This is a genomic window from Pedococcus sp. 2YAF34, from assembly GCF_052114585.1.
Taxonomy (GTDB): domain Bacteria; phylum Actinomycetota; class Actinomycetes; order Actinomycetales; family Dermatophilaceae; genus Pedococcus.
The window spans coordinates 1-13436 of record NZ_JBFRFA010000036.1; the positions used below are offsets into that span (position 1 = coordinate 1).

Genomic DNA, 13436 nt, shown 5'->3' on the forward strand with positions numbered 1-13436 from the left:
GCCCAGCGCGCGGTCAGCGGTGCGCGCCCCGTCGTGCCCGTTCGGCCGGCGACGGCGGGGGCGGTGGCCCCGGTGCCGCCACCGTGGGCGGTGGTGAGGGACGTGACCGCCCGACGCCTGCGGCTCGGCCGCTCGCGCCGCGGCAGCAGCCGCAGCCCGGCGAACCGTGCCAGAGCGGGCACGAGCGTCAACGACGCGGCGGCCACGGCCACGACGGCGATCGCGGTGGCGAACCCGAAGGAGCTGTAGACCGGGAGGCCGGCCAGGCGCAGCCCCATCAGCGAGACGAGCACGGTGCTGGCGGCGAAGACGACGGACCGGCCGGCCGTGGCACTCGCGCGGCCCGCGGCCTCGACCACCGGCAGCCCCTGCCGCAGGTACTCCACATGGCGGGTGACGAGCAGCAGTGCGTAGTCGATCCCCACGCCGAGGCCGACCATGGTGGCGACCATCGGTGCGGCGGTGCTCACGTCGGTGGCGGCGGCCAGCAGCGTGATGCCCGCGCTGCCGATGCCGAGCCCGACGAGCGCGGCGCCGATGGGCAGCCCGGCGCCCACCACGGACCCGAACGCGAAGACGAGGACCACCAGGGCCGCGACGATGCCGATGAGCTCGCCACGCCCCTGCATCGGGGCCACAGCGCTCTCGGGCAGCTCACCGCCGAGCTCGACCTGCAGGCCGGTCGCGCGGGTGGGTGCGACGGCTGCGTCGAGCGGCTCGAGGTGACCCATGAGGTCGGTGTCGGTGACGGGCGCGTCGTACCCGACCGTGAGCAACGACGTGTCGCCGTCGGCTGATGCCACGGCCGGTTGGACCGTGACGACGTGCGGCAGGCGCTGCAGGCGCGCGGCAAGAGCACCCATGGTCGCGGGGTCGACGTCGGCGCCGCGGCGGTCGTGCACGACGACCCGCGCCGAGGTGTTCCCGGCGCCCGGTTGGTGCGCGCGGAGCTGGTCGACGCCGACCTGGGCACGCGCACCCGGTACGTCGTAGTCGTCGTGCGGGGTGCCACCGAACGCGGCGGCGAGCCCGGCGACGGCAGCCGCCACGACGAGCCAGGCGGAGATCGTCCGCCAGGGGTGGAGTGCGGCGCCTCGGCCGAGGCGGTGGAGCAAGCGAGACATGGGTTCGTCCTTCGAGGGTGCGGTGCTGGTCGTGAACCAGCGTGCGACCGGGCACTTGCGCACCACTTGGGACGGACTTGGGGTCGGACCAGCCTCGGGACCTCAGAGCTGGGTGTTGAGGTAGGCCTGCCCGGCGTTGACCGTCCTGGCGTTCCACGTGCCGGCGCCGTCGCGGGCGATCCCGAGGTAGGACTGCAGGGCGGCCATCGAGGCCGGGCCCCAGAGGCCGTCCGCCGTCGTGCCCACGCGCGCCTGGAGGGCGCGGACGGTGGTCGATCCCAGGGTTCCGGTGACCGTCACCCGCAGCCAGCGCTGCAGGGCGGAGACGGTCAGGGGACCGAGCACGCCGTCGGTGGCCAGGCGGGGCGCGAGCAGGCCGTAGGTCGCCTTGGCGAGCAGGACGCGGTACGCCGCCGCGTCGACCTTCGCCCGGAACACCGGGTCGGTCGTGGCCCTCGCGTTCACCGCGGCGACCATGGTGGGCAGCACGGAGGCGATGACCGTCAGGACGACGTCACCGCCGGCGGCGATGAAGGCGACCGCGCGCGTGCCGGGCGACCAGGCCGCGACCTGCTTGGCGTTGCCGAGGTCGTCGCTGACCACGATGCCCTTGAAGCCGAGGTCGCCCCGGATCATCCCGGTGATGACGGTGGGCGAGAACACGGCCGGGTGGCTCGCGTCGATCCGGGAGTACACCGCCAGCGACACCATGACCACGGGCGCCCCTGCGGCGATGGCGGCGCGGAACGGGGCGATGTCGGCGGAGGTGCGCGTCGTGACCGTGTCGGTCACGCCGGCCGACGTGTCGGTGTTGGCGGTGACGTGCCCCAGACCGGGGAAGTGCTTGGCGGTCACCGCCAGCCCGGCGCTGCGCTCACCGCGGACGACGTCGCTGCCCTTGGTGGCGACCACTGTCGGGGTGTGGCCGTACTCGCGGTACCAGTAGCCGATGGGCGGGTTCCGCGTGCCCAGGGTCGCGGGGACGGTGTCCATGACCGGCGCGAGGTTGAGGTTGACGCCCGCCCGCGCCAGCTGGAGCCCCCACGAGGCCGCGGACGCGGTGAGCGTCGTATCGGCCCAGGTGCCCTGGGTCAGGGCGGTGGGAATGCGCGTGAAGCCGCTGCCCTGCAACACCTGTACGGCGCCGCCCTCCTGGTCGGTCGCGACGAGGAGAGGCACCCCGGCCGTCGCCGTGGACGTCGTGCGCCGGTCGGCGGTGGCAGCCAGGTAGCGGACCGGGGTGGTCCCGGCGTAGCTGCGCCCGGTCAGGATGAGGTTGCCCACGTGGAAGGTGGAGATGGCAGAGGCGGCGGCCGTCGACAGCCCGGTGGCCGGCGTCCCCACCATGAACAGCTGCCCGACGCGCTGCGCCTGCGTCATCCGGGCGAGGGCCGCCTGCGCGAGGCTCGCCGGGGTCGTGACGCTCGCCGTGACGCGGCCCGGTGCCGCGGCCGGTGTCGTGCCCGGTGTCGTGGCCGCGCCGGCGGGACCGGCGGGACCGGCGACGGTCGCCACGGTGGAGGCGCCCGTGATCGCCAGTGCGGCGACGAGGGAGACGACCCTGGTCGACGTCCGACGCCTCATATCTCTGTGACGAACGAACCCCGCTCGGGGTTGCCCCGAGTCGGCCTCAGTAGGAGACGTACCCCTGCGCGCTCGTGGCACCGAGGTACCCGGTGGACGTCCCGGCGTACACCCAGCGGTAGTACGTCCGCTTCCGGGGCTGCACGGAGTACGACACCGTCCCGGTGCTGCTCGTGCGGACCTGGGTGCCGGTGCGCCATGTGCTGGTGCCGTAGGCGCGGTACTGGAGGGAGACGTAGACGTACTTCATGGACGCACCGGCGCCGGTCGTCAGGCGTCCGGAGAGGGCGTCCGGCCGCCCCGACCGCACGGCCATGGTGACCTTGGTCGGGATTCGCACCAGCGGCGCGGCGCTGGCCGAGGACACGGTGGACGGGCCGCCGGCGTGGACGAGCTGGAAGTACCCGTTTCGGTAGGCGTTCCAGCTCCACGCGACCTTGCCGTAGGCGTCGGTCCGCAGGGTCGTGACGGATGCCCAGGTGCTCGTGCCGTACCACTTGACCTTGAGGGTCACGGGCGTGCCGGTGGGCAGCGCCTTGCCGGTGACCGCGTTGGCGAGGCTCCCGGAGAACGTGGTGGGGTACCCGGACTTGACGACCAGGGCGGTCCTGGTGGGCACCTTGACGATGACCGGGCCCGAGGTGGAGGCCGCGTGGATGTCGTTGCCGGAAAAGGCGAACCGGTAGGTGGCAGCCGTCGACGCCGACGCGGTGTACGACACCTTCCCGCTCGCGTCCGTGACCGCGGTGCCGGCAGCCGAGTACGACGCGGAGCCGTACGGCGCGCGCTGCACCGTGACGAGTGCGCCCGTGACGGGCTGAGCCGACACCGAGTCACGCATCACCGAGGACAGGGTGACCGAGGTCGTCCCGGTGGCGGTCACACTCGTCCACGACGTGGCGGCGGCCGAGGTCCCGCCAGTCGGCGGGGGCGACATCGCGGGGACGGTGTCGAGGTAGGAGGAGCTCGCGACGTTCCAGTGGTCCGCCAGGTAGGTCCCCGCCACCGGGCTGGTCGAGAAGTAGTCGTCGTGGTTGCAGTCGAGCAGGGGCTCGTGGGCCGTGGGGCAGACCTGGCGCATCGGTGTGCTGGACCCGTCGGGGTAGCACATGAGGTCGCCGTCGTCGGTGCAGTGCCCGTACTGCGAGGCGTTCGGGGCGCCGCCCTGGACCGCGCCGAGGGTGTGGACGAGCTCGTGCCCGGCGCTGGTCTGGTCGTTCGGGAACGCGGCGAAGCAGCCTTGGTACACGGCGCCGTACTGCGCGGCGTAGTCGTCGTTGTCGTTGTTGGTCGGGCTCTCGTCGAGGTACCGGTCACCGATCCCGCAGATGCCCGGGTTGGCGGCAGGGGCGTCGCCGAAGACGAGGTACTTGCGGTCGGCCCGGTTGAGGCCCTGCGAGGCCAGCGAGCTCTTCAGGACGGACCAGTCGCTGGATCCGTTGGTGCTGTTGCGGATGGCACCGGCAGGCACCTGCACGACCGCGATCTGGGGCACGCACTCGGTGTCGGCCGCCCAGCGGACGCGTCGGCCGCCCCCGGTCTCGGCGGACGACACGGCGAACACGTCGTCGATGTTCGCGATCTCGTTGCGGATCACCGCTTCCTTGCCGGCGAAGTCGTCGGCCGAGCCCGCCTCGTAGGCGTAGACGACCTGGACCCGCTTGCCGTCACTGCCCGTCCCGGTGCACGACGGCTCGACGTGCTGGGACAGCAAGTTGGTCATGTGCGGGGTGCCGGCCGGGACGGTCGCCGCGGAGGTGCCGAGCACGGGGTCGCCCGAGGCGGGGTTGTCCGCCCCGGCCGGGCGGGACGTCCCCCGGGTGACGTCGGCTGAGGCAAGGGGGTCCGACGTGGCGACGGGCGTGCCGAACCGGTCCAGGCCGATCCCAGCGCGACTGGTCAGTGCGGCGTCGGAGACGGGCTTGGTCGCATCGAAGCCCGGCGGCGACGGGGCCACCATCGAGTGCAGCACCGGGCCGTTGCTGGCACCCATGCGGGCGTGGTCCATCAGGCGCAGGTTCGCGGCCAGGACCGGGCTGGCCTGTGCGGATCCCCCGCCCGCAGCGACACCGACGGCGCCCACGGCCGCAGCGGCGAGAGCGATCGGGAGCAGGCGCGTGAAGGTGCGGGCGCGCGCGGAGGAGTTCATGGTGCGCAGAAAGTAGCCGCCGACGAGTGCGCCGGGTCACCGAAATCGCGGACGCAGATGACAGGTCGAGCCGAAGGGATGACCCACGCCAGGCACCCTCGAGGGGTGCGGCATACTTCCGTGCAGGGTTCCGTGGAGGGCTTGGGTGGATTGAAGCGTGGAACCCCCGGGCCTCTGGGGGATCAGGGATTTAGTTCTGACGCGGGCGTTTACCTCGTACGCGAGCGGCGGCATTCCTGTGCGGTGGGACGCCCTTGGCCCATGTATGGAACGTGATTGCGCACCGGCTGGAACGCGGCACGGTCCACTTCGCGGACTGTGCCGGGCATGATGCGAGTTGTCCTCTCCTCCGCTGCCTGCCCCGCCACCGTGTCCAGGTCCTGCGGGGCGGGCGTGGTGTCGGTGTGGGCGTTGTAGCGCATGCGCGGGGACCGTTCGCCCCAGGCCCGATTCGTCCAGACACCGCAGGACAACACCGGCACGGCTACGCAAAACGGCGGGCCCGCGACCGCCGCAGTCGGGGGCACAGTCGAGGGCGGTGCATCAGCGGTGGACGGAACCGTGTGCACTGGCGCGGGTCTTCGGGACGGCAGGGGACAGCAAAGGCAGGCAACGAAGTCGGGTAAGGGGACGGCTCATGATCGGTCGACGGTGCGGGCAGGCGTTGATAGGTGGTTTCCTGGTGGTGGCTGTCACCGCCGCGGCGTGCGGCGGCGGCAAGGTCGAGGTCGCGCAGGCGGCCGTGCGGGAGGTGGGCACCGTCGTCGGGAGCTCACGGGGCACGCTGGAGCTCACCGCCGGCGACGTGACCCACCTGGCGTCCGAGGCGGGGGTCGCTGAGGGAGTCATCCGGGACACCGCCCCGAAGCTGGACAACGAGACCCTGTGGTCGCAGTCGATGACGAACCTGCACCAGATGTACGAGGCCACCCCGGACGAGGTCCGCTCGAACCTGGTCAGCATCGCCTGCGATGGCGTGCGCGGGAAGATCACCACCGCCCAGCAGCTGGAGGAGAACATCGCCGAACGGTTCGCCGACTACTCCCCCAGCGAGGGCCAGCAGCTGGCCAACGACGTCCTCGGCCTGTGGCAGAACCTGTACGAAGCGCGCACGAGCTCGGACCCGAACCTTCAGGCGAGCGCGGTCCTGACGTGCTTCACCGTGGAGCAGATGGTCGGCTGACCGCCCCGCCCCGGGCGGCTGCTCCGGCGCGGCCTCTCGTGGGCGTGGGCGCGCGGGCATGGGTACGGCCCGCATCCCCCAGGTTCCGGGAACGCGGGCCGTGATGGGTCAGCGCTGCGCGCTCGAGGCGGTCGGCCTCGTCTTCAGCCCCTCGCGGGACTTCACGACGTGCACGGTGACGCCGTCGGCGTCCGCGTGCACCGTCTGCACGACCGGCGCACGCGGGCGGTCAGCTGCTCGCGTAGCAGAACAGAGGCACGCCGAGCTCACCCGAAGCGCGCCCGACGCCATGGGCTGCGATCCTTGGCCATCTGGTGCGGTACCGCTACGCCGTCGCCGCTGCGCGGTTCGCTGCCCGGTACCCTGTCACCGCCGGGGTCACTGCGATCGATTTTCCCTAGGGAAGTCCCGACTAAATCCCTGATCCCCCGGGCCTCTAGCTCAATTGGCAGAGCTGCGGACTTTTAATCCGTAGGTTGTGGGTTCGAGTCCCACGGGGCCCACAAGACGTTTTCGCAGGTCAGAAGCCTGCACCGGCGAGTTGACGGTGACGCACTTGTGGTCGGTCGACTGGCTTTGGTAACTGTTTGGTAACCGGGCCACCCCCACAGCCCCAGCGAGTAAGCACGAGTTTGCGGCAGAGAGCCGTGGCATCGTTTGCGTGTTCGAGTAAGACTCCGCTCGAGAAGCTCAGTGCGGACGTCCTAGAGCGGTTCTTGAACATGGACAAGCACGGGGCGGCGCTACTGGGAAGTCGCTGCGATCATTGGGCGGGCGCTCCTAGCTGAAAGATGCTGAGGGTGGACGAAATCGTGAGAGGGATCGCGCTGTGATCTACGACGTGCGGCACGCGATGGACATGAAGAACACCGTGCTCGGGACGCTGGAGACCGACGATGACGGGATCATCATCAAGTGGGTGCCTATAGATCCCGAGGACGAAGGGCGCTTCGAGCCGGAGATCGTGAGTAAGGAGACGCTGAGTTACTGCCAGTCCCACAATCGTCTGTATATCTTCGCGCCTAAGGGGGACCGGCTGGCCAAGGCCCTCGCGGACGCACGCGCGCAACGCCATCGCAAAGACCGCCATCCACGTGTTCAGCGAGCAGACGGATGAGCCGGCCGCACACCGTGGGGGGCAAACCTGGCGGGAACAATCGTAACGCCCAGAAATTGCCTGGCTACTTAGAAGCCAGGAGCCGTTCTCGCTCCGCAGCCACGATCTCCCGCGCGATCTCTGCATCGGAGATGTCGAAGGCTTCCGGAGCACTGCCAGCAGTCTCGGAAACTCGGGCGAACTCGGCGAATAGCTCGCTCTTGCGGGCCAGGATCTCCGTGATCCGCCGGTCCACCCCATCCTCTGAGAGGAGGCGGTGCACTTGAACCGACTCGAGCTGTCCCATGCGGCGCGAGCGCGCAATCGCCTGCCACTCGGTGGTTGGCTTGAGCTGGGGCTCGCAGATCACAACGACTGAAGCCGACTGGATGTTGAGGCCGACGCCGCCGGCGACGATCTGAGCCACCAACGCGGCTCCGTGAGGTGCCATAGAGAACGCGTCCACCATGTTCTGTCGCTTCGCTGCAGGAACAGAACCCGTCAGCGGACCGAACACTTTGCCGGGCAGTGCGGCGGCGACCTCATCGAGAACGTCGCGGAAGTGTGAGAAGACCAGCACTCTGCGCTCGTTGTCCTCGGCCTCCTCGACGATGTCGAGGAGCCGCTGCATCTTTTGTGACCTGTCGCCTGCCCGCATGGCTGCCTGACGCATTGCCATGAAGTTTCCCTGCGCGACGGCCACTCGGTACTGCTGCTGATCGGCATCGGACAGTGGCATCCATTCGTCGACTTCGACGAGCGCAGGTAGTTCGGTGAGCACGTCCTCCTGGTTGCGTCGCAGATACGCAGGCGCGACCTGTTTGCGGAACTGGCGTGGTGCGTACTCGGTCGCGCTGATCGTCAGGTCTGGGCGGAGGTAGCCGACAAGGTTGCGGAACTCGTCGATGCGGTTCTCGAGCGGTGTTCCAGTCAAAAGGATTGAGCGCTCGCAGTTCTCAATCAGTGCGGTTGCCCGTCGGGTGCGCTGTGCAGCGGGGTTCTTGATGTAGTGGGCCTCGTCGAGGATCAAGCACGACGGTTTGGCGCGGGCCGGGATCTGACCTTCCAGCCAGCCCAGGCTGTCGTATGTTGTGATGGCGACGCCGCCGTTCCGGATCCATGAGGTAAGTGAACTGTCGCGGCCCACCGCGTGCAGCCGATAGGCCCTCAGGTCGGACTTCGCGCTGACCTCGCGGACCCAGTTGGTTACGACCGCGGCGGGGCACACGACGAGGAAGTGGTGGGAGCCCTTGGCCCTCAGGTGGGTGAGGACGGCGACCGCCTCGATCGTCTTGCCTAGGCCCATCTCGTCGCCGATGATCACCTTGCGCTGGACAATCGCGAAGCGGGCACCGAAGGACTGGTAACCGCGCAGGGACGCCTTGAGGTGTGTCGTTTCGAGTTTGAGATCGCGGATGGCCTGCACGATCTCGGCGGGAAGGTCACCTTGGATCTTCTCCTGGTCCTCTGACAAAAAGCCCAGTTCTGAGAGCATCGCGTAGTAGTCGGCTGGCCGCGCGATGAAGTCGTCCCATGGGTCGTCGGCCGCTGAGCCGCCACGTCCGTGGAGGAGCGACGCTCGGTGGCGAACACGGGTGATCGCGTCGCGTAGCTCCGCGAGCGAGCTCTTCTCGGGCACGATGACGGCGTGCGACGTCCTTGAGTCCAACGACTGCAGGAGCGGGCGTAAGGAGTCGGACGCGGCTAGGTCGGTGGTGGCGCTTCTGATCGATCGGGCTGTGTCCCAGGCGCGCATGGTCGTCAAAAGCTTGAATGTGGCTGGGGACCGGTGCTTGATGTCGATTCGGATCGGCATCTCATCGACCGTGGTCTGCCATATGGTCCTAGCCGCGCCGACCATCCGGTTTCCCGTGGTCTCGCCGACGCCGGGGAGGGAGAAGATGCGCCCACCCTGGTCAAGGACCTGCTGAATGTTGCGAATGCCGGCTCCGGTCAGCGCGCTGATGCGCAGCTGGCCGCTCGTGGCCTCTTTGAGACGTTCGACGGGCATTTCGGCAACCAGCTTGCGCGCCTCTGCTTGCCGCACAGCATTGCCAGCAGAAATAACTGCGGCACGGAACTCGCCCTCGGTTTTCAGCGCGCGGTCGATGGCGTTCACAGCGTCCGCAGCCGAACCGAGCTCGTGCCGGACCAGGATTTCAGCACCGCTTGCGATCCTCTTCGCGAAACCGACGCCATCGTCGAGGATCGCCGACACTGCAACATTCGCGATCGTCCTGTCGGCCCGGGCCCCCGTGCGCTCGAGCTTGCCGAGTAGGCCCGTCGCCGTCACCCAGTCGTGCAGGCCCACGAGGTACGTCGCGGCCTCTTCAGCAGTGCCTTTGCGGGTCTTGCCGGAGAACACCCTGCGAGCTCCGAAGAGAGGCTTGACGTCCCGAAGTGGGCGCTCCGCGTCAGCCGTCAGCGCGTCGATACCTTGCCGGACCAGTGCAGACTGCGCCGGAAGGGCGGCGCTCCTCGCGAGCGCGGTCACAAAGCCCACGTCTGCGGGGGACAGTTGGAGACAGCGCCAAGCGGTCCCGCCTCTGCTCGTATGCGGGGCGAGCCGCTCGAGGAGAGTCGTGGCGGCGGTCTCGGCAGCGGCCTCAACTGTTCGTCGCTCTGTGACGAGAGTGGAGGCGCGCTTGCGCCACACGGACACCTCATCAATGACACCCTTGAGGCGCTGACGTTCTTCTCGCTCCATGACCCCTGCTGACTCGACCCGATCGCGAGAAGATTAGTGGCCGCCACTGACAGATAAGCTGGAGTTCGCCAAGTCTGTCGGCACCTCTGGGTAGCGTGCGTGGGCTATCAACCAGGAGGTTCATTCGTGCAGCTTGAAGAGCTGAAGCCCGGTCTACGGATCGACGGTCTCATCCCCGCTGAGGTGATCACCGTCATCGCTGCGCAGTGGCATGGCACGGACGCCCTCGAGCTGACCTACAAGAATGCCAAGGGCGGGCTCGGGCAGCAGGTGGTCTTCCGCAAGGACCAGAACAACCTAAGCATCGCTAAGAGTGGCAGCCGGGCGTTCGACGCCACCGCCAGCGACTTCAAACTGGTCGCCGAGGCGCAACGCATCTCGCTCGCCGGCCTCTTTGACCCCATGCTGGCCGTCGCCACCAGTGACGTGCAGCCACTGCCACACCAGATTCGTGCCGTCTACGGGGAGCTGCTGCCCCGCACTCCGCTCCGTTTTCTCCTCGCTGACGACCCCGGGGCCGGAAAGACGATCATGGCCGGCCTCTACATCAAGGAGCTGCTTCTCCGCGACGACGTAAAGCAGTGCCTGATCATTGCGCCGGGTGGCCTGGTCGAGCAGTGGCAGGACGAGCTCTTCTTCAAGTTTGGGCTCCGATTCGATCTGCTCACCAACCAGCTCATCGACGCTCAGGCCAACTTCAATGTCTTTGAGGCCAACCCGCTTCTGATCGCCCGGATGGATCAGCTGTCTCGCAACGAGCAACTTCAAGCGCAGCTGAAGGAGACGGAGTGGGACCTCATCATCGTCGACGAAGCTCACCGCATGGGGGCCCATTACTTCGGCGGCGAGCTCCGCAAGACCAAGCGGTTCCTGCTCGGCGAGATCCTCGGGCAGATCACCCGCCACTTGCTCCTCATGACCGCGACCCCTCACTCGGGCAAGGAAGAGGACTTCCAACTGTTCCTCACACTGCTTGACCGCGATCGGTTCGAAGGCAAGCAGAAGAAGAGCGTCGACCTCAGCGGCATCATGCGGCGCATGGTGAAAGAAGACCTCCTCACCTTCGAGGGCAAGAAGCTATTTCCAGAGCGCATCGCCGAGACCGTCCCATATGAACTGACCGCGCTTGAATACGACCTTTACGAGGACGTCACCCACTACGTCCGCGAGGGGATGAACCGCGCGGAGCGGATCGGCGGCAAGCGCAAGAACACGGTCGGCTTCGCACTCACGGTCCTCCAGCGCCGCCTGGCGTCCAGCCCGGAGGCGATCTACAGGAGCCTCGTACGCCGCTCCGAGCGGCTGGAGCGCAAGAAGCTCGAGATCCAGAACGGCACCTACCGCGATACCGAGCCCGATATCGACCTGAGCGAGATCGACGATGACGAGTTCAACGCCGAGGAGATCGAGGCGGCCGAGGAGGAGCTCCTCGACGCCGCCACCGCCGCACAGACGGTCGAGGAGCTCAACACCGAACTCATCGAGCTCGGCGAGCTCATCAAGACGGCCCGGCTCGTCCGTGAAGCTGGCACCGACCGCAAGTGGACCGAGCTGTCCAACATCCTCCAGGACAATGCGCTCGTCACCGACAAGAACGGCTGGCCGCGCAAGTTCATCATCTTCACCGAGCACCGCGACACCCTCGACTATCTCCAAGGCAAGATCGGCTCACTCATCGGCAAGCCCGACGCCGTCCGCGCGATCCACGGTGGGGTGCGTCGCACCGAGCGACGGCAGATCACCGAGGAGTTCACCAAGAACCGCGACTGCCAGATCCTCCTGGCCACCGACGCAGCGGGTGAAGGTCTCAACCTGCAAGCCGCACACCTGATGGTCAACTACGACCTCCCGTGGAATCCCAACCGCATCGAGCAGCGGTTCGGTCGTGTCCACCGCATCGGGCAGGAAGAGGTTTGTCGCCTCTGGAACCTCGTCGCCTCCAACACCCGCGAAGGCGAGGTCTTCATCCGCCTCTTGGAAAAGCTCGACCAGATGCGCGAGACCTACGGCGGCAAGGTCTTCGACGTCCTTGGCGAAGCCTTCACCGACACCCCGTTGCGCACCCTGTTGCTGGAGGCCATCCAGTACGGCGAGCGTGCAGACGTGAAGGCGAAGATGCACGAGGTCATCGACGCCTCCGTCGGCGACGGGCTCAAAGACCTTCTTGACGAGCGAGCCCTCGCCTCGGAGCACCTCGCGGACGCGGACCTCCATGGGCTGCGTGCCGCCATGGATGAGGCACGAGCCCGCAGGCTCCAGCCGCACTACATCGAGCTCGCCTTCAAGGCCGCGTTCACTAAGCTGGGCGGTCGCATCGTCAAGCGCGAGCAGGGCCGCTACGAGATCGCGAATGTCCCACAGAACATCCGCTCTGCTGGAACCGGACCGATCGCCACCAAATACGACCGGGTCACCTTCGATCTGGCCCACGTCCAGCCGGGCGACTTGAGTCGCGCGGACCTCCTCGCACCTGGTCACCACCTCCACGACGCGGTTATGGGAGAGGCGATCCGCAACTTCGGTGGTGCACTAAACCAGGGCACCGTGCTCGTGTCGTCAACCGTTGAGGAGCCCCAGCTTCTCGTGGGCGTCATCGAGGAGGTCGCTGACGCCACCGGCGATTCGGTCGCGCGACGCTTTGGCTACGCCTTCGTGGACCGCTTCGGCACCGTCACTCCAGCTGGCCCCGCGCCGTACCTCGACTGCGTTGCCGCACCCGCCGGGCCCGCCATCGACGCCGCCCGCAGCCTGGCCTGGCTCGGCGACGCCGAGGACAAGGCGATGAGCTGGATCATCGCCAATCAGCTCCCTGGCTACCTCGCTGAGGTCCAGCCGCGCCGACTGGCGGAGCTCGAAAAGGCCCGCATCCTTGTAACGAAGCGCCTTAGTTCGGAGAGTGAGCGGCTGCTACTTGATGCCGCTGTTGCGTCAGAGAAGGAGCATAAGGGCGAGAAGCCCAAGGAATCCTCTGACAACCTCAACCGCAAGGCGGTGGAGCTCGACGTCCGCCTGCGCAAACGCCTCGGGTTGCTCGACCAGCAGCAACTCATGTCGACCAAGCCGCCACACATCGTGACCGCAGCTTTGGTGCTGCCCATCGGCATGCTGGAAGACGAGATCGCGCCGTCAGCTCCCATCCACGCGAAGGAGACCAAGGAGGTCGAGCGGCGCGGCGTCGACCTTGTAATGGCCCGGGAACGCGAGCTCGGCCGGAAGCCTGTGGAGCAGGCCTTCAACAATCCTGGCTTCGATGTCCTGTCCACCGATGCGAAGGGGGACACGTACCGGATCGAGGTCAAAGCCCGGATCGACGGCGCTCAAGACTTCTTCGTCACCCACAACGAGGTCATGACCGGGAAGAACGCAGTCCCGAGGTACCGACTCGCACTCGTGAAAGTAGATCCGCGAGGGAGCCAGCACGACGATGTCAGGTACCTCGACGATCCGTTCGCCAATACAGACCTCGGGGACTTCGCGGCCACCGGTATCCGGGGCAACTGGGGCAAGACGTGGGCGAAGGGCACGTCGCCTTTCTAACCCTTAAGGGACCCCACGGATCAGTCCATTCCACCCATAGGGTCGGGCCCCAACGG

At 67.8% G+C, this 13436-nt stretch carries 7 protein-coding genes and 1 tRNA gene; 4 read left to right on the forward strand and 4 right to left on the reverse strand.

Annotated elements, in window-relative coordinates; translation table 11 throughout:
* From AB4Z02_RS15870 to AB4Z02_RS15880, 3 genes are all read right to left on the reverse strand, one after another.
* A partial coding sequence (locus AB4Z02_RS15870) for an MMPL family transporter (protein ID WP_441972128.1) occupies positions 1 to 1124 on the reverse strand: 1124 nt, incomplete at its 3' end.
* Positions 1125 to 1226: 102 nt separating this feature from the next.
* Positions 1227 to 2708: a glycoside hydrolase family 3 N-terminal domain-containing protein gene (locus tag AB4Z02_RS15875; protein WP_056884413.1), complete on the reverse strand. Its 1482-nt coding sequence runs from the start codon at positions 2706 to 2708 to the stop codon at positions 1227 to 1229.
* Positions 2709 to 2754: 46 nt separating this feature from the next.
* Complete coding sequence (locus tag AB4Z02_RS15880; RefSeq protein ID WP_441972130.1) at positions 2755 to 4857, reverse strand: hypothetical protein; 2103 nt, start codon at positions 4855 to 4857, stop codon at positions 2755 to 2757.
* 682 nt (positions 4858 to 5539) lie between these two features.
* Between AB4Z02_RS15880 and AB4Z02_RS15885 the strand changes: the two genes are divergently transcribed.
* From AB4Z02_RS15885 to AB4Z02_RS15895, 3 genes are all read left to right on the forward strand, one after another.
* Entirely contained in the window at positions 5540 to 6040 is a 501-nt protein-coding gene (locus AB4Z02_RS15885; RefSeq protein ID WP_441972132.1) for a hypothetical protein, read from the forward strand.
* A 430-nt stretch (positions 6041 to 6470) separates the two neighbouring features.
* Positions 6471 to 6543 (forward strand) — tRNA-Lys (locus AB4Z02_RS15890).
* Between the two features lie 326 nt (positions 6544 to 6869).
* On the forward strand, positions 6870 to 7157 hold the full coding sequence (locus tag AB4Z02_RS15895; protein ID WP_441972133.1) for a hypothetical protein: 288 nt from the start codon (positions 6870 to 6872) through the stop codon (positions 7155 to 7157).
* 64 nt (positions 7158 to 7221) lie between these two features.
* Here the strand turns inward: AB4Z02_RS15895 and AB4Z02_RS15900 are convergent, their stop codons facing one another.
* Positions 7222 to 9843, reverse strand: a complete 2622-nt coding sequence (locus AB4Z02_RS15900) for a DEAD/DEAH box helicase (protein ID WP_441972135.1) — start codon at positions 9841 to 9843, stop codon at positions 7222 to 7224.
* A 126-nt stretch (positions 9844 to 9969) separates the two neighbouring features.
* Here AB4Z02_RS15900 and AB4Z02_RS15905 point away from each other — a divergent pair, with 126 nt between their 5' ends.
* Positions 9970 to 13380, forward strand: a complete 3411-nt coding sequence (locus AB4Z02_RS15905; RefSeq protein WP_441972137.1) for a helicase-related protein — start codon at positions 9970 to 9972, stop codon at positions 13378 to 13380.
* Positions 13381 to 13436 lie beyond the last annotated feature (56 nt).